We start from the raw sequence: 18721 nt of genomic DNA on the forward strand, positions 1-18721 counted from the left end.
TTCGTAGTGTGCGAATGGGCGCCGTTGTGCGTTAAGCGCCCGCGAGAGCGAGCAACGCCCCATCCGAGCCTGACAGGCCTAGCCTGCTGCAGCGCCCCTCGGACAGGTGGCGGGCATGGCACCGCTGTGGGCAACCATGTGAAGCGGCGCAGATTATAGCCGCCCCCGGCAGCTTGCCCAAGGTTTTCCGTCGATTAATCGCGACGATAGTCGATGTTCAATGGAGCGAAGGCAGCCGCTCTGCCATCATTGCTACACGTTAGCCAAGCAGGTCAGGAGCAAAGATGAACTTTCACACCCGTAAGTGGGTTAAACCCGAAGACCTCAACCCTAATGGCACCCTGTTCGGTGGCAGCCTGTTGCGCTGGATCGACGAAGAGGCGGCCATCTACGCCATCGTCCAGTTGGGCAACCAGCGTGTAGTGACCAAGTACATTTCCGAAATCAACTTCGTCAGTGCTTCGCGTCAGGGTGACATCATCGAACTGGGCATTACTGCCACCGAATTCGGCCGCACCTCGATCACCCTCAAGTGCGAAGTGCGCAACAAGATCACCCGCAAGAGCATTCTTACCGTCGACAAGATGGTGTTCGTCAACCTCGGTGACGACGGCTTGCCGGCAGCGCACGGGCGCACCGAGATCAAGTATGTCCAGGACCAGTTCCCGGATTCGGCAGTCGAGTGATTTTCTGGGGCTGCTCCGCAGCCCATCGCGACACAAGGCCGCGCCCACAGGAAGTCGCATTCTCGCTGTGGGAGCGGCCTTGTGCCGTGAGTGGCCGCAAAGCGGCCCCGGCAATCTCAAGGCTGGGCGCTGACCTTGCGCACCACTCGCCCGATGCTCAAGCCCTGCACCAGGATCGACGACAACACCACGATGTAGGTGATCGACAGCAGCAAGTCACGCTCCTCGCCCAGTGGCAGCGACAGCGCCAGGGCCACCGACACCCCGCCACGCAGGCCACCCCAGGTCAGCACCCGCACCGTGCCTTTGGGCACCGGGCGCCAGCGGCGCAGCAGGACGATGGCCGGGGCCACGGTCAGCAGCCTCGACAGCAGCACCGCCAGCGCCAGCACGCTGCCGGCCGCCAGGTGCATCCAGTTGAACGGCAGCAGCAACAGCTCCAGGCCGATCAGTGCGAACAGCAGGGCATTGAGCATGTCATCGATCAGCTCCCAGAAACCGTCCATGTAGCGACGGGTCATGTCGTTCATCGCCAGGTTGCGTCCCAGGTTGCCGATGATCAGGCCGGCCACCACCATGGCGATCGGCGCCGAAACGTGCAGCTCGTAGCACATGGCCGAGCCACCGATGACCAGCGCCAGGGTCAGCATGACTTCCACCTGGTACTGCTCGATGCTCTTGATCATGCGGTAGGTGGCGTAGCCGATCAGGCCACCAAACACCACGCCACCGATGGCCTCGCGGGCGAACAGGATCGCCGTGTCGGTCATGCTCGGCGTTTCACCCAGCTGGATGATGCCCAGCAACACGGTGAACACCACTACCGCAGTGCCGTCGTTGAACAGCGACTCGCCGACGATGGTGGTTTTGAGCGGTTTGGAGGCGTTGGCGGTACGCAGCGCGCCCAGCACGGCAATCGGGTCGGTGGGCGAGATGAGCGCACCGAACAGCAGGCAGTAGATCAGCGGCACTTGCCAGCCAAACATCGCGAATACCCAGTGCGACAGGTAGCCGATGACCACGGTGGCGATCAGCACCCCAATTGTTGCGAGCAACCCTATCGGCCAGCGGTAACTGCGCAAATCGCTAAGGTTCACGTGCAAGGCGCCGGCAAACAGCAGGAACGCCAGCATCCAGTGCATCAACAGGTCGTTGAAATCGATCTGGTTCATCAGCCCTTCGACGCGCTCTTCCAGGCCAGGGAAGCCGATCAGGCTAAGGCCCTGCAGTATCAGGGAGAACAGCAGTGCCGTGACCATCACACCGATGGCGGGCGGCAGGCCGATGAAACGGTAATTTACATAGGTGAGGAGGGTGGTGAGGCAGATAAACGCGGCAACTAATTCAAGCATCCCGAATCCTGTGACAGTGGCTTCCAAGTCGTTACCCGAATGGCTCGGGCAGTTCTTTGATGACCTGGCACGGGGTTCGGGACACAAGCTTTGACCGGATTCGTTCCAATCGTTCCCATGTAAGGGGGCCGCACAGCGGCCCCTGAACGCTATATATTCACAGCAATAAAAAAGCCATTAAGGATAAGAAGGCGTGTTGGCAACATCCCTGGTGCTGGTCGCCGCCCTGCTGCATGCGACCTGGAATACCCTGATCAAATTCAGCGGCGAGCGCTTGCTGGTGATCGCCAGCATGGACACGGTGGCCTTGGTGTTCGCGGTGCTGGCGGTCGCCTTCGTCGATGTGCCGCCGGCGGAAATATGGCCCTGGTTGGTTGCCTCGGCGCTGGCCGAGCAGCTGTACCGCTATCTGCTGATCAAGGCCTACCGCGTGGGCGACCTGGGGCTGGTCTATCCTCTGATGCGCGGGCTGTCGCCGCTGGTGGTGCTGGGGCTGACCCTGGCCTTTGCCGGGGAGTCGCTGAGCCAGCAGCAGATCATCGGCATCTTGCTGATCCCTTGTGGCATGGCTTGCCTGTTATGGCAGGGCGGTGGCGGTGACCGGCTGCCCTGGTCGATGCTGCCGGTGGTCGCCCTGATCGGTCTGTGCATCGGCTGTTACACCTGGTTCGACGGCCAGGCGGTGCGCTTATGGGGCAAACCGTGGGATTACCTGGTGTGGCTGACTCTGCTCAGTGCCTGGCAATTCCCGCTGCTGGCCGGGGTGGCGCGGCGGGCTCCGTTCGCCCTGTTCTGGCGAACGCAATGGCGCCTGGGCCTGGCGGTAGGGCTCTGCGTGTTGTTCAGTTATGCGCTGGTGTTGTGGGCCATGCACCTGGGGTCGGTGGCCGAGGCGGCTGCGTTGCGGGAGTTGAGCGTGATCCTGGTGGTGTTGCTGGGTATGCGTTACCTCAAAGAACCTTTTGGCGGGCCAAGACTCCTAGCTTGCGGGCTGGTCCTTGCAGGCATGCTGGTGATGAAGCTCTAACCTATTTTCGAACAAGGAGTCCTGAGCATGACCGTTGCCCTGTGGTGCATCCTGATCGCGCTGATGCTGAACCCGCTGTGTGCCTTGATCGCCAAAGTGGCCAGCGGCCGGTTTGGCCTCAAGGACAATCACGACCCGCGCGCTTTCCTTGATACCTTGTCGGGCTTGCCGCGGCGGGCCCATGCAGCGCAGCAGAATGGCTACGAGGCGTTCCCGGCGTTTGCTGCTGCGGTACTGGTGGCGGATATCGTCGGCAATGCCGAGCAGGTGACGCAGGATGTGCTGGGGGTGATGTACATCACCAGCCGCTTGCTTTACATCATCTGCTACCTGGCCGATTGGGCGGCCTTGCGCTCGCTGGTGTGGTTTGCCGGGTTGGCAATTATCGTGTCGTTCTTCGTGGTTTCCATCTGAAGCCGCGTTGCCTGCTTCGCGGGCGAGCCCGCGAAGAATTCACCGCCGATCAAAGTACCTTAGGTACCTCAGGTAGTGGCTGGCCTTTAGGCCAGAGCATCCAGATCTGCCCCTGCTGCTTCATGTTCCCCGCCAGCTCGCCGGCTTCCGGCCCGGTGCCCCAGAACAGGTCGGCGCGCACTTCACCCGCAATCGCCCCTCCCGTGTCCTGCGCACCCACCGGGCGCACCACTGGCGAGCCGTCCGGGCGCGTGGTGGAAAGCCACAACAGGCTGCCCAGCGGAATCACCTTGCGGTCGATGGCCACGCTGTAGCCCGCTGTCAGCGGTACGTTCAACGAACCGCGCGGGCCTTCGTTACTGTCCGGGCGGGTGCTGAAGAACACATAGCTGGGGTTGCTGGCCAGCAGTTCCGGTACCCGCTGCGGATTGGCCTGGGCCCAGGCATGAATGGCACCCATGCTCACGTCTTCTTTTTTCAACTGACCCTGCTCCACCAGCCAGCGGCCGATCGGCCGGTAGGGGTGGCCGTTCTGATCGGCGTAGCCCAGGCGCAGCTGACGGCCGTCTTCCAGTTGTACCCGCCCAGAACCCTGGATCTGCAGGAATTGCAGGTCCATCGGGTCGGTCAGCCAGGCCAGCACCGGTGCCTTGACGCCGTTACGGTTGATCACTTCGGCAGTGTCGTATGGCTTGAGCACCCGGCCATCAAGCCGGCCGCGCAGGCGTTTACCCTTGAGTTCGGGGTACACGCTGGCAAGGTCGACCACGATCATGTCATCAGGAATGCCGTAGACCGCCACATGGTTGGTCGCTGACTGGCTCAGGCTGCCGGGGTAGACCGGCTCGTAGTAGCCGGTAATCAGGCCGTTGGCCTTGTTCTCGGCAGAGCGCAGGCCGTATACCTGCAGGTTCTGTTCAAGGAATGTACGTACCTGGGCGGCGCTCGCCGTGGCGTTGCCGGCCGATTCGCAGGTGGCGGCCCACACTGGGTCGCGCTTGAGTTTCTCACAGCCGTTGCGCCAGGCGTAGAAACCGGCCAGCAGGTCTTCGTCGCTGACTGCAGGCAGGTCTTTGAATGTGGCCGGAGCATAAGTGGCGATGGCGTGGGGCTCGGGCTTGGCGGTCTCGCCGCCGTTGCAGCCGGCCAGCAACGCCAGCACCGGAAGTGTCCAGGCCAGGTGGCGCAAGGCAGATGTCATGTGTGCATTCCTGTCATGGGCGAACATGAAGATTCGCCCCTGTTTTTTATGTGGCTATTGGTGTTTGGCCCTTGGACGGCGATACTGGCCGCCCATTTGCGTAGGCCGAAGTGAGCGTGATGTTGAAGCGATTGACCGTTGTTCTGCTGGCAGCCCTGGCCCTGAGCGGTTGCGACCGGGTTGACCCGAACTCGCCGCTGGGCAAGCGCAAGGTAATCTTCAAGGACATGCTCAAGACCAGCGAAGACCTGGGCGGTATGCTGCGTGGCCGGCTGCCGTTCGACGGGCTGAAGTTTGCCGATGGCGCGCTGAAGCTGGACAGCCTTTCGCACCAGCCCTGGCAGCACTTCCCCGAGGTACGCGATGGCGGTGATAGCGCCGCGCGCGCAGCGGTATGGGAGCGCCAGGCGCGCTTTCATGAACTGGCCCGGCAGCTGGAAAGCGTTACGGGCGAGCTGGTCGATGTCAGCCGCAGCCAGCCGCTGGACGCTGCACAGCTGAAAGCGCCGATGGACAAGGTCGAAGCGGCGTGCAAGGCGTGCCATACCGAGTTTCGTAATCATTGATGACCTGCTGTGGCCTCATCGCCGGCAAGCCAGCCCCCACAGGTACTGCGCAGTAATTGAGGGCAGTGTGATACCTGTGGGAGCTGGCTTGCCGGCGATGAGGCCAGTAAGGGCAACGCAAATCGCTGTCAGTGATCCAGATCGTCTACCGCTTTCTGCAATTCTTTACGCGATTCGGCAAGCTTGTCCTTGCGCTTGTTGATCTTCTCCGCGTCGCCTTTTTTCTCGGCTTTCTTCAGGTCTTTTTCCCGCTGCACCACTTCGTGACGTGCATCCAGCACCTTCTGCTCACGCTCTTTGCGCAGGCTCGCGTCGGTGCAGTTGTCCACGCCACGCAGTGCTTCCTCCAGCCCTGCGACCTGGTCGCTGTTGCCGTGGTCGCGGGCGATTTTCAACTGGTTCTCGATGGCGCTGCGCTTGGCGGCGCAACCGGTCAGGCCTGGGTCCGGCTGGGCCGCTTGTACAGCTCCCGCAGCCAAACCCAGTGATGCGAGCAGGAAAAGAGTCGAAATGCGTTTCATGAAAAGCCTCCTGAACGGGGCGGGGCAGCAAAAGTTGGTGGAAATCCTGCCTTGGTTTTGCCCATTTAGGAACCCTTGGTGAGGTTTTCGGCTTGAATCTCGGGTTTTTCCTACGAGCTAAATGGTAAAAAATCATTGCTCAATGCGCTGGGGGCTAGCGGGGAACCCCTCTATGCCGGTTTTCGCCAACCGTGCAGCAATGGCCTGCACCTCAGGGGCCGCGAAGAAATCCACAAGTTGGCGCGAGCGTTTTGCGCCAATGCCGGGCACGGTTTGCCATTGCCCGGCACTGCGTGAAGCCAGCTCTGCCCAGTCGCCCGTCAGTTGCAGATGCTTGCTGACGGGCGCGCCAATGCCGCGCAGCCACAGATCGAATGGCCGTGAGCGTGCTTGGTCGAAACTGCCCAGCAGCTGTGCGGCCGTCAGGCTACTTATGCCGGGTACCTGCTGCAGGCGCTCGGCATCAAGATGCAGCCAATCGGTCATTGATGTTACCAAGCCCGCTTCGACCAGCCGGCGCCACGTGCCGGGCCCGGTACGCGGCAAGGCCAGGCCTTGTTTTCCGCCAAGCCAGGTAAGCCGGGCAATGAATTGCTCTTCACAGCCTTCGCTGGCCTGCCAGCAGCTGTGGGCATGATGCTGGTCGGGTGCAGGCGCGGCCAGTGGCTGGCGCTCGACAGCGCGGTGCACGACGTGGTCCAAGCGTGGAATGGTCAGCCCGGCAAGACTGATGGCCACCTGGTCGCCGGGGCGGATGTCCAAGGCTTGCCAGCGCGCCAGCGAGCCAAGGCTTACCTGGGAAATGCGCCGGTCATCGAGGGTTACCGGCTGTACCTGCACAATGGGCGTGACCCTGCCGGTGCGGCCAACCCGAAAGCGCACGTCGCGCACTTCGGCCAAGGCTTGTACATAGGGGTATTTCCAGGCCGCGATCCAGTACGGTGCCTTGGCCTGCCAGCGCTTGGCGGGCGGCCGGCGGCCCTGGCGCAGGATCACGCCGTCGGTGGCGAAGGGCAGGGGGGAGTTGTACCAGTGCCCACGCCAGTGCGTTGCATCTTCCAACGTGTCGATGGCGATGCTGTAACGCTGGCTATCCGGGAAACCCAGGTGTGCGAGTTGTGCGAGGCGTTCGGCTTGTTGGTCGGGGCCCTGCGGCCAGCCCCATACGAACAGGCCGATAGTGTCCCCTTGCTCGGCGGTCAGTTGCTTGCGTGCGAGCAGCCCGGCCACAGTGCCGCGGGCGTTGGTGCTGCCTGCCTTGGCTTGTATATGTTCGTTCAGGCGCAGATACAGCTCACCTTGCAAGTGCAGGTCAATCGGCATGGGCAACTGTCGGGTGACTGCGCCCAGTTGTGGAATGTGGTGGCTCCAGTCATGGCCATGTACACCGTCACCCCGGCTGGTGAGCTGCACCAATCGACCCTGCTGGTAAGTGAGGGAAACTGCAACACCGTCGACCTTGGGCTGTACCCACACGCCGGTCTTGCCGGCCATCCATCGCGCTACGGCCTGGCGGTCTGCCAGCTTGTCGACGCCGGTATGCGGCACGGGGTGGGTGACCGGGCCACGAGCGCTGGCCAAAGGGGAGGGGCTGCTGCCAACCGCGAAGCACTGCTGCAGGTGATTCAGGCGCTCGCGGCTTTGGTCGTACAGTTCATCGGCGACCAGGGCAACACCCTGGCGATGGTAGTGCTCGTCCCATCGGGTGAGCGTGGCGCGCAGCTGCGCAACTTCGGCCTCGGCCTGTTGCGGGTTCCAGTCAGGGCATGAGGTAGCCCTGGCCAATGGGGCGTTCAGCGTAAATAGCAGGGTGAACAACAGCAGATACGGCATGGCCAGCATCCTTGCATGGCGGGTGGGCCCTCCAGCCTAGGCAGGTTCGCGGGCGCTTGCCGCCGCGCGATTGTCAGCCGATATGTCACAAAAAAGCCCCTGCCGATTGCTCGGCAGGGGCTTTCGCCTGGTGCTGTAGGAAGCTTACAGGCCGGCAGCGTCACGCAACGACTGGGCGCGGTCGGTGCGCTCCCAGGTGAAGGTGGTGAAGGTGTCGTCGCCGACAGTCTTCTGCTGCGGCTCGCGGCCGAAGTGGCCGTAGGCAGCGGTTTCCTGGTACATCGGGTGCAGCAGGTCGAGCATGGTGGTGATGGCGTACGGACGCAGGTCGAAGCACTCGCGCACCAGCTGGATGATCTTGTCGTCGGAGACCTTGCCGGTACCGAAGGTGTTGATCGAGATGGAGGTCGGCTGGGCCACGCCAATGGCGTACGACACCTGGATCTCGCAACGCTCGGCCAGGCCGGCGGCAACGATGTTCTTGGCTACGTAGCGGCCGGCATAGGCGGCGGAACGGTCGACCTTGGACGGGTCCTTGCCGGAGAACGCACCACCACCATGGCGGGCCATGCCGCCGTAGGAGTCGACGATGATCTTGCGGCCGGTCAGGCCACAGTCACCCACCGGGCCACCGATGATGAAGTTGCCGGTCGGGTTGATGTGGTACTGGGTGCCCTTGTGCAGCAGCTCGGCAGGCAGGGTGTGCTTGACGATCAGCTCCATCACGGCTTCTTGCAGGTCTTTCTGCGAGACTTCAGGGTTGTGCTGGGTCGACAGCACCACGGCGTCGATACCGACCACCTTGCCGTTTTCGTAGCGGCAGGTGACCTGCGACTTCGCATCCGGGCGCAGCCACGGCAGCAGGCCGGACTTGCGCGCTTCGGCCTGGCGCTCAACCAGACGGTGCGAGAAGCAGATCGGTGCCGGCATCAGTACTTCGGTTTCGTTGCTGGCATAACCGAACATCAGGCCCTGGTCACCGGCGCCCTGGTCTTCAGGTTTGGAGCGGTCCACGCCCTGGGCGATGTCCACAGACTGCTTGCCGATGATGTTCATCACGGCGCAGGTGGCGCCGTCGAAGCCGACGTCGGAGCTGTTGTAGCCGATGTCGATGATGACCTTGCGCACCAGGTCTTCCAGGTCGACCCAGGCCGAGGTGGTGACTTCGCCGGCAATGATGGCGACACCGGTCTTGACCAGGGTTTCGCACGCTACGCGGGCATATTTGTCCTGGGCGATGATGGCATCAAGGACGGCGTCCGAAATCTGGTCGGCGATCTTGTCCGGATGCCCTTCGGACACGGACTCGGAGGTGAAAAGGGAGTATTCGCTCATCTCGAAGGTTCCTGAAATTTACCGATGGTGTATGTCGCCAGCCGTCCGCTGGAAATGGCGGACCTGGATCTGGAAACCGTTACGCAAGCCCACGTACAGGCTGTCCCCATGGGCCAGCCCGGCAGCGTTGGCCCAGCGGGCCAGGTCGTCCTGTTCAAAGCCAAGCCAAAGGTCGCCGCAGGCGTCCCGCGCCCACCCTTGGTCATGGCTGCACAACTCGGTGACCAGCAGGCTGCCGCCTGCCTTCACCCGCTTGGCCAGCTGGCGCAAGGCCAGGGCCGGATCGCTGAAATGGTGCAGCACCATGTTCAGCACAACGCAGTCGGCGGCCACATCCGTTGCACCCAGTGCATCGGCCAACTGCAGGTTCACGTTGTCGAGCCCCTCGCGCTGGCAGACCTGGCGCGCCAGTTCGAGCATGGTCGGGCTGTTGTCCAGCGCGGTGACCCGGGCGAAGCGCCGGGCCAGGTCGGGGAGGAAGCCACCGTCCCCGGGGCCGACCTCCAGGGCACTGGCGGCCGGGTCGAAATGCAGTTTGTCGAGCAGCGCCAGCAGGCTTTCGCGGTACTGCGGCAGCCCGGCGATCAAATCTTGCTGTGCGCGAAACTTCTCTTCCACGCGCAGGAAGAAATCCTGGCTGGTAACCGCGCGGCGTTGTTGCACCTGGGCTATTCGCGCCTGCACGGCCGGCGGCAGGGCCAGCTCGTCGACTTCTTCGAGCAGCGCCGCATGCAGCCGACCGCCCAGGCGCAGGCTGTCGGGCAGTGCGCGGCGATAGAAGATGGCGTTGCCTTCGCGGCGCGTTGCCACCAGCTCGGCCTGGGCCAGCACCTTCAGGTGGTGGCTCATGCCCGACTGGCCGATGTCGAAGATCTGCGCCAGCTCCAGCACGCCGAACGAGTCGTTGGCCAGGGCGCGCAATACATTCAGGCGCAGCGCGTCCCCACTGGCTTTGCACAAGGCGGCCAATGTTTCGTGTTGCTCGGGGTTTGATTGCGCACGCAGGTTCATGGGGCGGCAGTCTAGACAGGCATCGATGCCCTAGCAAGGCCAATATCAAAAAGTTTTGATATTGGGTGATGGGCGGGGCGGTTAACCCGGTTTTGCCCCGAATTGAATGCCAATCACAGGAAAATCCCCCGACTGCGACCATACGTCATTGCCCCAAGCCCCCCCAGTGGGCGAAAATGGCCGCCTTTTTCGTAACACTACCTATTCAAGCCCCCAGGAGATCAGCGATGCCCAGCCGTCGTGAACGTGCCAACGCCATTCGTGCCCTCAGCATGGATGCCGTGCAAAAGGCCAACAGCGGCCATCCAGGTGCCCCCATGGGCATGGCGGATATCGCCGAAGTGCTTTGGCGCGACTATCTGAAGCACAACCCGAGCAACCCGAGTTTCGCCGACCGTGACCGCTTTGTGCTGTCCAACGGCCACGGCTCGATGCTGATCTACTCGCTGCTGCACCTGACCGGCTACGACGTCACCCTCGATGACCTCAAGTCGTTCCGCCAGCTGCACAGCCGTACCCCGGGCCACCCGGAGTTCGGCTACACCCCGGGTGTCGAGACCACCACCGGCCCGCTGGGCCAGGGCCTGGCCAACGCCGTGGGCTTTGCCCTGGCCGAGAAAGTACTGGGCGCCCAGTTCAACCGTGAAGGCCACAACGTCGTCGACCACCACACCTATGTGTTCCTGGGCGATGGCTGCATGATGGAAGGTATTTCCCATGAAGTCGCCTCGCTGGCCGGCACCCTGGGCCTGAACAAGCTGGTCGCCTTCTACGACGACAACGGCATTTCCATCGACGGTGAAGTGGAAGGCTGGTTCACTGACGACACGCCGAAGCGTTTCGAGTCCTACAACTGGCTGGTGATCCGCAACGTCAACGGCCACGACGCCGACGAGATCCGTACCGCCATCGAGACCGCCCGCAAGAGCGACCGTCCGACCCTGATCTGCTGCAAGACCATCATCGGTTTCGGTTCGCCGAACAAGCAGGGCAAGGAAGACTGCCACGGTGCTCCGCTGGGCAACGACGAAATCGCCCTGGCGCGCAAGGAACTGAACTGGAACCACGGTCCGTTCGAAGTCCCTGCCGACATCTACGCCGAGTGGGACGCCAAGCAAGCCGGTGCCAAGGCCGAAGCCGAATGGAGCCAGCGTTTCGATGCCTATGCCGCTGCCTTCCCGGAACTGGCCAGCGAACTCAAGCGCCGCCTGAGCGGTGAGCTGCCGGCCGACTTCGCAGAAAAAGCCGCTGCCTATATTGCTGAAGTCGCGGCCAAGGGCGAGACCATTGCCAGCCGCAAGGCCAGCCAGAACACCCTGAACGCCTTTGGCCCGCTGCTGCCGGAATTGCTGGGCGGCTCGGCCGACCTGGCCGGCTCCAACCTGACCTTGTGGAAAGGTTGCAAGGGCGTCAGCCATGAAGATGCCAATGGCAACTACATGTACTACGGCGTGCGCGAGTTCGGCATGACCGCGATCATGAACGGCGTTGCCCTGCACGGTGGCCTGGTGCCTTACGGCGCGACCTTCCTGATGTTCATGGAATACGCCCGCAACGCCGTGCGCATGTCTGCCCTGATGAAGCAGCGCGTGATCCACGTCTACACCCACGATTCCATCGGCCTGGGCGAAGACGGCCCGACCCACCAGCCGATCGAGCAACTGGCCAGCCTGCGCAGCACGCCAAACCTGGACACCTGGCGCCCGGCCGATGCGGTGGAATCCGCCGTGTCCTGGAAGCACGCTCTGGAGCGCAAGGACGGCCCGTCGGCGCTGATCTTCTCGCGTCAGAACCTGCAGCATCAGGTGCGCAGCGATGCGCAGATCGCCGACATCGCCCGTGGCGGTTACGTGCTCAAGGATTGCGCTGGCGAGCCTGAGCTGATCCTGATCGCCACCGGTTCGGAAGTGGGCCTGGCTGTTCAGGCGTTCGACAAACTGACCGAGCAAGGCCGCAAGGTGCGTGTCGTGTCGATGCCGAGCACCAGCGTGTTCGACGCTCAGGATGCAGCCTACAAGCAGTCCGTGCTGCCGCTGGAAGTGGGTGCGCGCATCGCCATCGAAGCTGCCCACGCCGACTTCTGGTACAAGTACGTCGGCCTGGAAGGCCGTATCATTGGCATGACCACTTACGGTGAGTCGGCGCCAGCTTCGGCACTGTTCGAAGAGTTCGGCTTCACCCTGGAAAACATCCTCGGTACTGCCGAAGAGCTGCTGGAAGACTGATACAAGGAAGGCGAGGGCCGTTGGCCCTCGTTCGCGGCACAAGGCCGCTCCCACAGGGTATTGCGCATGCCGTTCTCTGTGGGAGCGGCCTTGTGTCGCGAATGGGCCGCATGGCGGCCCCGTTCAACTGCCGGAGTTCAAGAGCTACCTATGCCCCACCTGCGTCCCTACAAAGTTGCACTCAACGGTTATGGCCGCATCGGCCGCTGTGTCCTGCGCGCGCTGGTCGAGCGGGGGGCAAAGGCCGGGTTCGAGATCGTCGCGCTGAACGACCTGGCCGACCAGGCCAGCCTTGAGTACCTGACACGCTTCGACTCCACCCACGGGCGTTTCCCCGGCGAGGTGAAAGTCGACGGTGACTGTCTGCATATCAATGGCGACTGCGTGAAGGTTATGCGCAGTGCCACCCCCGAAGGCATCGACTGGGCTGCGCTGGACATCGACCTGGTGCTGGAGTGCACCGGTGCCTACAACACCCGTGCTGATGGCCAGCGCTTTCTCGACGCCGGCGCGCCGCGCGTGCTGTTCTCGCAACCGATGGCCAGTGAAGCCGACGTCGATGCCACGGTGGTCTACGGCATCAACCAGGCGTGCCTGACCGGCAGCGAGCGCCTTGTGTCCAATGCCTCGTGCACCACCAACTGCGGCGTGCCACTGCTGCGTGTGCTGGACCAGGCGTTCGGCATCGAATACGTGCAGATCACCACCATCCACTCGGCGATGAACGACCAGCCGGTGATCGACGCCTACCACCACGAAGACCTGCGCCGCACGCGTTCGGCCTTCCAGTCGGTGATCCCGGTGTCCACTGGTCTGGCCCGTGGCATCGAGCGCCTGCTCCCGGAACTTGCCGGGCGAATCCAGGCCAAAGCGGTACGTGTACCGACCGTCAACGTCTCGTGCCTGGACATCACCCTGCAGACCGCCCGGGACACCAGCGCGGCCGAGGTCAACCGGGTGTTGCGCGAGGCCGCGCTGGAAGGCCCGCTGAAAGGCTTGTTGGCCTACACCGAGTTGCCGCACGCCAGCTGTGATTTCAACCATGACCCGCATTCGGCGATTGTCGATGCCAGCCAGACCCGTGTTTCCGGCCCCCGCCTGGTGAACTTGCTGGCCTGGTTCGACAACGAATGGGGTTTTGCCAACCGTATGCTCGACGTTGCCGAACACTTTCTGCACGTCGTTCACCCAACCCGCAACAAACAGCCCTGAAGGACTGCATTCATGACCGTGTTGAAGATGACCGACCTCGACCTGCAAGGTAAGCGCGTACTGATCCGCGAAGACCTCAACGTGCCTGTGAAGGACGGTGTGGTAACCAGCGACGCGCGTATCCTGGCAGCGCTGCCGACCATCAAGCTGGCGCTGGAGAAGGGCGCGGCGGTAATGGTCTGCTCGCACCTGGGCCGCCCGACCGAAGGCGAATTCTCTGCCGAGAACAGCCTCAAGCCGGTTGCCGACTACCTGAGCAAGGCCCTGGGCCGTGATGTGCCGCTGGTGGCCGACTACCTGGACGGTGTCGCGGTACAAGCCGGTGAGCTGGTGCTGTTCGAGAACGTGCGCTTCAACAAGGGCGAGAAAAAGAACGCCGACGAGCTGGCGCAGAAGTACGCTGCCCTGTGCGATGTGTTCGTCATGGACGCTTTCGGCACCGCTCACCGCGCCGAAGGTTCGACCCACGGTGTGGCCAAGTTCGCCAAGGTTGCCGCTGCCGGTCCGCTGCTGGCGGCCGAGCTGGATGCCCTGGGCAAAGCTCTGAAAGCCCCGGCCAAGCCGATGGCGGCCATTGTTGCCGGCTCCAAGGTGTCTACCAAGCTGGACGTGCTGAACAGCCTGAGCAGTGTGTGCGACCAGCTGATCGTCGGTGGCGGTATTGCCAACACCTTCCTGGCTGCGGCCGGCCACCCGGTGGGCAAGTCGCTGTACGAGCCGGACCTGGTAGACACCGCCAAGGCCATCGCCGCCAAGGTCAGTGTACCGCTGCCAGTCGACGTGGTGGTTGCCAAGGCGTTTGCCGAGAGCGCCGAAGCTACCGTCAAGGCTATTGCCGACGTTGCTGCCGATGACATGATCCTGGATATCGGCCCGCAAACCGCGGCCAACTTCGCTGAGCTGCTGAAGTCGTCGAAGACCATCCTGTGGAACGGCCCGGTCGGCGTGTTCGAGTTCGACCAGTTCGGCAACGGCACCAAGGTGCTGGCCAAAGCCATTGCCGAGAGCGCAGCGTTTTCTATCGCCGGTGGCGGTGACACCCTGGCCGCCATCGACAAATATGGCGTTAGCGAGCAAATCTCCTACATTTCTACCGGTGGTGGTGCTTTCCTCGAGTTCGTCGAGGGCAAGGTCCTGCCAGCGGTAGCAATCCTGGAAGAGCGGGCCAAAGCCTGATGACGTCGGCGCTTGGCAAAGGGAGTGGCCTGATGGTCAAGCAATTGCCTGTGATGATGCTGGCTGGCCTGCTGAGCGCCTGCTCCGGCAGCCCGGCCTCGGATGGCGACCCGGCGCATCCGCCCAAGGGTGGTTGCTACCAGTCCGAGTGGCAGGCCGAAACCGTGCCGGTCATCAGCAAGCGCGTAGGCCCGGAAGGCCTGGAAAAGTACGACGAAGACCACCAGCGCAAGGCGCCGGGTTGCCCATGACCCCGCGTTTCGTCGGGCCAGGCAACCAAGCGGCTGCTCTGTGGTCATCTAGAGGAAATGTAATGAAAGCGCTTTTGGCCGTAACGGCCCTGGCGACACTGGCAGGATGCTCACTGCTGCAGCCGGCGCCACCCGCCCCGGCAGACAACTGGACCCGTTGGGTCTGTGACACTCAGGTCGAAGTGCTGTGGCGCTTCGCCGATGCACAACGCGACCAGGTCGACGTGCGCCTTGGCGGCGGTGACCAGGTCTACCGGCTCAAGTCCGAGCCGGGTGCTTCGGGTGCGTTGTACAGCGATGGCATGCTGGCCTTCCACACCAAGGGCGAAGAAGGCCTGGTGTACTGGGTGGCAACCAACGATCTGATTGGGCGGGGCTGCAAGGCACCGTGACTGGCCGGGCTGCGTGAATGGCCCACACTACTTGAACAGCAACCGCCCCTGCGGCAGGCTTGCACGAAACAAACGACGCTTGTCGGGAGAGAGATACACAATGGCACTCATTAGCATGCGCCAGATGCTGGACCACGCCGCCGAGTTCGGTTACGGCGTACCAGCTTTCAACGTCAACAACCTCGAGCAGATGCGCGCCATCATGGAAGCGGCTGACAAGACCGACTCCCCGGTGATCGTCCAGGCCTCGGCCGGCGCCCGCAAATACGCCGGTGCCCCGTTCCTGCGTCACCTGATCCTGGCCGCCATCGAAGAATTCCCGCACATCCCGGTGTGCATGCACCAGGACCACGGCACCAGCCCTGACGTTTGCCAGCGCTCCATCCAGCTGGGCTTCAGCTCGGTGATGATGGACGGCTCGCTGGGTGAAGACGGCAAGACCCCGACCGACTACGAGTACAACGTCCGCGTTACTCAGCAAACCGTTGCCATGGCGCACGCTTGCGGCGTTTCGGTTGAGGGCGAGCTGGGCTGCCTGGGTTCGCTGGAAACCGGCATGGCCGGTGAAGAAGACGGCATCGGTGCCGAAGGCGTGCTGGACCACAGCCAGATGCTGACCGACCCGGAAGAAGCGGCCGATTTCGTCAAGAAGACCCAGGTGGACGCCTTGGCGATCGCCATCGGTACCAGCCACGGTGCTTACAAGTTCACCAAGCCACCTACCGGTGACGTGCTGGCCATTGACCGCATCAAGGAAATCCACAAGCGCATCCCCAACACCCACCTGGTGATGCACGGTTCTTCCTCGGTCCCGCAAGAGTGGCTGGCGATCATCAACCAGTACGGCGGCGACATCAAGGAAACCTACGGCGTACCGGTCGAAGAGATCGTCGAAGGCATCAAGCACGGCGTGCGCAAGGTCAACATCGACACCGACCTGCGCCTGGCGTCCACCGGTGCAATGCGTCGCCTGATGGCGCAAAACCCGAGCGAATTCGACCCACGCAAGTTCTTCGGTGAAACCGTCAAGGCCATGCGTGACGTGTGCATCGCCCGTTACGAAGCCTTCGGCACTGCCGGTAATGCCTCGAAGATCAAGCCGATCTCCCTGGAAGGCATGTACCAGCGCTACCTGAAAGGTGAGCTGGCCGCCAAGGTCAACTGATCGACTGGCAGCAGTAAAAAAACCCGCAGCGATGCGGGTTTTTTTATGGGCAACAAAAAGGCGGAACATAATTCCGGCAAACCGACCGTTAGTCGGCTACCGTACAGTTGAACCACTGATAGCGTTCTGATTCCATTGCGTGTTGACACCTCAGGGCTAGAGTACTCATGGATCCAACCGTATTTTGAAGTCGGTCACATAACAGAGAAGCAGCATGGATGGCGCTCAAGCTCAAGTTCAACCACAGCCACTGGATGGCAGCTCGGTCCTTCTGGTGGTAGATGACTACCCCGAGAACCTCATCAGCATGCGGGCGTTGCTGGCCCGGCAGGATTGGCAGGTGTTGACGGCAAGCTCGGGGACGGAAGCCTTGAGTGCGTTGCTCGAACACGATGTCGACCTGGTGTTGCTGGATGTACAGATGCCGGAGATGGATGGTTTCGAAGTCGCCCGGCTTATGCGTGGCAGCCAGCGCACCCGGCTGACACCGATCATATTCCTCACCGCCAACGAACAGTCCGAAGCGGCCGTACTCAAAGGGTACGCCAGCGGCGCTGTGGACTACATGTTCAAACCGTTCGACCCGCAAATTCTCAAGCCCAAGGTCCAGGCCTTGCTCGACCAGCAGCGCAACCGGCGCATGCTGCAGCGCCTGACCCGCGAGCTGGAGGCAGCCAGGGCGTTCAATGCGTCGGTCCTGGAGAACGCTGCCGAGGGCATTCTGGTGGTGGATGCCCAGGGCGTGATCAGTTTTGCCAACCCGGCCATTTCGCGCTTGCTGGCGGCCCCGGTGCAGCATTTTCAGGGGGTACACCTGCTCGACCTCGTGCAACTGGCCAGTGCCAGCCTGTGGGCGGAGTCTGACTTCTACCAGGCCTACCTGGGGCGGCGTATTTTCCGCGTGCATGATGCTCAGTTGCGTACCCTCGATGGCGAACTGGTGCCGGTGGCGTTGTCCTGCGCACCGTTGCCGGCGGACCAGAAGGCCATGGTTGTCACCGTGCTAGACATGTCGGTGGTGCGCAACCTGCACCAGCAGCTGGAATATCAGGCCGTCACCGACCCGCTGACCGGCCTGCTCAACCGCCGTGGTTTCTACCAGGCTGCCGAAGGTGCGTTGCTGCGCAACGAGCGCTCGGACAAGGCGCAGGCATTGATGTACATGGACCTGGATGGCTTCAAGCGCATCAACGACTCGTTGGGCCACGACACCGGTGACCGTGTGCTGCGTTGGGTGGGCGAGCAACTGAAGGATTGCCTGGGCAGCCAGGCCCTGCTGGCACGAATGGGAGGGGATGAATTCACCGCGCTTTTCGACAGCCTGCCCTATCCCGAACAGGCCGGGCGCTATGCCGAGCAATTGCTTGAGCGTATTTCGATCAGCCACCAGATCGAAGGGCTTGATGTGTGCCTTGGGGTCAGCATCGGCATTGCCACCTACCCGGACTGCGGAGCCAATGTCGAAGGCCTGCTGCGCGCAGCCGATGCGGCGATGTACGCCGCCAAGCAGGCTGGGCGCCAGCAGTACCGTTTCTACGACCAGGAGCTCAACGGCCGGGCGCGCTCGCGGCTGATGCTGGAAGACGGTGTGCGCACCGCCATCGAACAGCAGGATTTCACCTTGGTGTATCAGCCGCAGGTGTCTTTCATTGATGGCCGTCTGCGTGGCTTCGAGGCCTTGTTGCGCTGGCAGCATCCCAGCGTGGGCGACGTACCGCCGGGGCTGTTCATTCCGTTGCTGGAAGAAGCACGCCTGATCAACCGCCTGGCCAGCTGGATCTACCGCCAGGGGGCGGCCCAGCGCCAGGCCTGGTACGAACGCTTCCCGGCAGACCTTGTGCTCGGCATCAGCCTGAGCCGCGCGCAGTTTGTCATGCCCGGCCTGGTCGAAGAGTTGCAGCGGGTGATCCAGCTTTACCAGCTTGACCCGGCGCAGCTGGAGGTGGAAGTCGCGGAAACCTCGCTGATGTACAACATTGATGCAGCTATCAAGCAGATACACCGCTTGCGTGAGCTGGGGGTACGTGTGGCCCTGGACGATTTTGGCGCAGGCGACTGTTCGTTGCGCATGCTGCGTGACTTGCCGATCGACACCTTGAAGCTCGACCGCCACCTGGTGGCGCGCTTGCCTGATTCGGCGGTGGATGCTGCCTTGGTCCGCAGTGTGATCGGCCTGTGCGCCGACTACGGCATCACGGTGATCGCCGAGGGTGTTGAAACCCTGGCCCAGGCGGCCTGGCTGAAGGCCAATGGTTGCGAGTATGTGCAGGGTTTTCTGGTGGCTCACCCGATGACCGCGGCGGATGCCAGCGGCTTTCCGGCAATTTTCTCCTGGCCTGGGCCATGATTGGCTA

The 18721-nt window shown here is 62.6% G+C and carries 17 protein-coding genes and 1 riboswitch; of the genes, 11 read left to right on the top strand and 6 right to left on the bottom strand.

Going from position 1 to position 18721, the window contains the following annotated elements; all coding sequences use genetic code 11:
• Window positions 1-9: 9 nt before the first annotated feature.
• A riboswitch (S-adenosyl-L-homocysteine riboswitch) is annotated at window positions 10-106 on the bottom strand.
• A 178-nt stretch (window positions 107-284) separates the two neighbouring features.
• On the top strand, window positions 285-686 hold the full coding sequence (locus CKW35_RS16535) for an acyl-CoA thioesterase (protein WP_016489524.1): 402 nt from the start codon (window positions 285-287) through the stop codon (window positions 684-686).
• A 116-nt stretch (window positions 687-802) separates the two neighbouring features.
• Here CKW35_RS16535 and CKW35_RS16540 read toward each other — a convergent pair whose 3' ends face one another.
• Window positions 803-2038 (bottom strand): sodium:proton antiporter, encoded by a 1236-nt coding sequence (locus tag CKW35_RS16540; protein WP_023046976.1) that lies wholly within the window; start codon window positions 2036-2038, stop codon window positions 803-805.
• Between the two features lie 193 nt (window positions 2039-2231).
• On the opposite strand from CKW35_RS16540, the gene CKW35_RS16545 reads away from it, so the two are divergent.
• Both CKW35_RS16545 and CKW35_RS16550 read left to right on the top strand, forming a co-directional pair.
• Complete coding sequence (locus tag CKW35_RS16545; protein ID WP_016489522.1) at window positions 2232-3065, top strand: DMT family transporter; 834 nt, start codon at window positions 2232-2234, stop codon at window positions 3063-3065.
• A gap of 27 nt (window positions 3066-3092) precedes the next feature.
• On the top strand, window positions 3093-3479 hold the full coding sequence (locus CKW35_RS16550) for an MAPEG family protein (protein ID WP_016489521.1): 387 nt from the start codon (window positions 3093-3095) through the stop codon (window positions 3477-3479).
• A 49-nt stretch (window positions 3480-3528) separates the two neighbouring features.
• Here CKW35_RS16550 and CKW35_RS16555 read toward each other — a convergent pair whose 3' ends face one another.
• Window positions 3529-4680, bottom strand: a complete 1152-nt coding sequence (locus tag CKW35_RS16555; RefSeq protein ID WP_095116419.1) for a murein transglycosylase A — start codon at window positions 4678-4680, stop codon at window positions 3529-3531.
• A 119-nt stretch (window positions 4681-4799) separates the two neighbouring features.
• On the opposite strand from CKW35_RS16555, the gene CKW35_RS16560 reads away from it, so the two are divergent.
• A complete protein-coding gene (locus CKW35_RS16560) occupies window positions 4800-5246 on the top strand; it encodes a cytochrome c (protein ID WP_016489519.1) in 447 nt (148 codons plus the stop codon).
• A gap of 128 nt (window positions 5247-5374) precedes the next feature.
• Here CKW35_RS16560 and CKW35_RS16565 read toward each other — a convergent pair whose 3' ends face one another.
• From CKW35_RS16565 to CKW35_RS16580, 4 genes are all read right to left on the bottom strand, one after another.
• Window positions 5375-5767 carry a DUF1090 domain-containing protein gene (locus tag CKW35_RS16565; RefSeq protein WP_023046978.1) on the bottom strand — a complete coding sequence of 131 codons (393 nt, stop codon included), beginning with the start codon at window positions 5765-5767 and terminating at the stop codon, window positions 5375-5377.
• A 132-nt stretch (window positions 5768-5899) separates the two neighbouring features.
• Entirely contained in the window at window positions 5900-7600 is a 1701-nt protein-coding gene (gene ligB / locus CKW35_RS16570) for an NAD-dependent DNA ligase LigB (protein ID WP_095116554.1), read from the bottom strand.
• 144 nt (window positions 7601-7744) lie between these two features.
• Window positions 7745-8935 (bottom strand): methionine adenosyltransferase, encoded by a 1191-nt coding sequence (gene metK / locus CKW35_RS16575; protein WP_016489516.1) that lies wholly within the window; start codon window positions 8933-8935, stop codon window positions 7745-7747.
• An 18-nt stretch (window positions 8936-8953) separates the two neighbouring features.
• Window positions 8954-9946: a metalloregulator ArsR/SmtB family transcription factor gene (locus CKW35_RS16580; protein WP_016489515.1), complete on the bottom strand. Its 993-nt coding sequence runs from the start codon at window positions 9944-9946 to the stop codon at window positions 8954-8956.
• A 227-nt stretch (window positions 9947-10173) separates the two neighbouring features.
• Between CKW35_RS16580 and tkt the strand changes: the two genes are divergently transcribed.
• The 7 genes from tkt to CKW35_RS16615 all read left to right on the top strand — a co-directional run bounded on the left by tkt (window position 10174) and on the right by CKW35_RS16615 (window position 18714).
• A complete protein-coding gene (tkt, locus tag CKW35_RS16585; RefSeq protein ID WP_095116421.1) occupies window positions 10174-12171 on the top strand; it encodes a transketolase in 1998 nt (665 codons plus the stop codon).
• Window positions 12172-12321: 150 nt separating this feature from the next.
• Window positions 12322-13383, top strand: a complete 1062-nt coding sequence (gene epd / locus CKW35_RS16590; RefSeq protein WP_023046981.1) for an erythrose-4-phosphate dehydrogenase — start codon at window positions 12322-12324, stop codon at window positions 13381-13383.
• A 12-nt stretch (window positions 13384-13395) separates the two neighbouring features.
• Window positions 13396-14559 (top strand): phosphoglycerate kinase, encoded by a 1164-nt coding sequence (locus CKW35_RS16595; protein WP_016489512.1) that lies wholly within the window; start codon window positions 13396-13398, stop codon window positions 14557-14559.
• The gene (locus CKW35_RS16600; protein ID WP_016489511.1) at window positions 14559-14810 is read left to right on the top strand and encodes a hypothetical protein; all 252 of its coding nucleotides are present in this window, start codon (window positions 14559-14561) and stop codon (window positions 14808-14810) included. Before CKW35_RS16595 ends, CKW35_RS16600 begins: the two co-directional genes overlap by 1 nt.
• 62 nt (window positions 14811-14872) lie before the next feature.
• Window positions 14873-15202 carry an MliC family protein gene (locus CKW35_RS16605; protein WP_016489510.1) on the top strand — a complete coding sequence of 110 codons (330 nt, stop codon included), beginning with the start codon at window positions 14873-14875 and terminating at the stop codon, window positions 15200-15202.
• A 100-nt stretch (window positions 15203-15302) separates the two neighbouring features.
• The gene (gene fba, locus CKW35_RS16610) at window positions 15303-16367 is read left to right on the top strand and encodes a class II fructose-bisphosphate aldolase (RefSeq protein ID WP_016501943.1); all 1065 of its coding nucleotides are present in this window, start codon (window positions 15303-15305) and stop codon (window positions 16365-16367) included.
• Between the two features lie 214 nt (window positions 16368-16581).
• Window positions 16582-18714 (top strand): bifunctional diguanylate cyclase/phosphodiesterase, encoded by a 2133-nt coding sequence (locus CKW35_RS16615; RefSeq protein ID WP_095116423.1) that lies wholly within the window; start codon window positions 16582-16584, stop codon window positions 18712-18714.
• The last annotated feature ends 7 nt before the right edge of the window (window positions 18715-18721 follow it).

It is taken from the genome of Pseudomonas sp. Irchel 3F3 (genome assembly GCF_900187545.1).
GTDB lineage: Bacteria > Pseudomonadota > Gammaproteobacteria > Pseudomonadales > Pseudomonadaceae > Aquipseudomonas > Aquipseudomonas fortuita.

What these genes read in the sequence shown, in the direction of transcription:
- CKW35_RS16535 (WP_016489524.1), top strand. Translation starts at nt 285, where the DNA reads ATGAACTTTCACACCCGTAAGTGGGTTAAACCCGAAGACCTCAACCCT.
- CKW35_RS16540 (WP_023046976.1), bottom strand. Translation starts at nt 2,038, where the DNA reads ATGCTTGAATTAGTTGCCGCGTTTATCTGCCTCACCACCCTCCTCACC.
- CKW35_RS16550 (WP_016489521.1), top strand. Translation starts at nt 3,093, where the DNA reads ATGACCGTTGCCCTGTGGTGCATCCTGATCGCGCTGATGCTGAACCCG.
- CKW35_RS16555 (WP_095116419.1), bottom strand. Translation starts at nt 4,680, where the DNA reads ATGACATCTGCCTTGCGCCACCTGGCCTGGACACTTCCGGTGCTGGCG.
- CKW35_RS16560 (WP_016489519.1), top strand. Translation starts at nt 4,800, where the DNA reads ATGTTGAAGCGATTGACCGTTGTTCTGCTGGCAGCCCTGGCCCTGAGC.
- CKW35_RS16565 (WP_023046978.1), bottom strand. Translation starts at nt 5,767, where the DNA reads ATGAAACGCATTTCGACTCTTTTCCTGCTCGCATCACTGGGTTTGGCT.
- ligB (WP_095116554.1), bottom strand. Translation starts at nt 7,600, where the DNA reads ATGCCGTATCTGCTGTTGTTCACCCTGCTATTTACGCTGAACGCCCCA.
- metK (WP_016489516.1), bottom strand. Translation starts at nt 8,935, where the DNA reads ATGAGCGAATACTCCCTTTTCACCTCCGAGTCCGTGTCCGAAGGGCAT.
- CKW35_RS16580 (WP_016489515.1), bottom strand. Translation starts at nt 9,946, where the DNA reads ATGAACCTGCGTGCGCAATCAAACCCCGAGCAACACGAAACATTGGCC.
- tkt (WP_095116421.1), top strand. Translation starts at nt 10,174, where the DNA reads ATGCCCAGCCGTCGTGAACGTGCCAACGCCATTCGTGCCCTCAGCATG.
- epd (WP_023046981.1), top strand. Translation starts at nt 12,322, where the DNA reads ATGCCCCACCTGCGTCCCTACAAAGTTGCACTCAACGGTTATGGCCGC.
- CKW35_RS16595 (WP_016489512.1), top strand. Translation starts at nt 13,396, where the DNA reads ATGACCGTGTTGAAGATGACCGACCTCGACCTGCAAGGTAAGCGCGTA.
- CKW35_RS16600 (WP_016489511.1), top strand. Translation starts at nt 14,559, where the DNA reads ATGACGTCGGCGCTTGGCAAAGGGAGTGGCCTGATGGTCAAGCAATTG.
- CKW35_RS16605 (WP_016489510.1), top strand. Translation starts at nt 14,873, where the DNA reads ATGAAAGCGCTTTTGGCCGTAACGGCCCTGGCGACACTGGCAGGATGC.
- fba (WP_016501943.1), top strand. Translation starts at nt 15,303, where the DNA reads ATGGCACTCATTAGCATGCGCCAGATGCTGGACCACGCCGCCGAGTTC.
- CKW35_RS16615 (WP_095116423.1), top strand. Translation starts at nt 16,582, where the DNA reads ATGGATGGCGCTCAAGCTCAAGTTCAACCACAGCCACTGGATGGCAGC.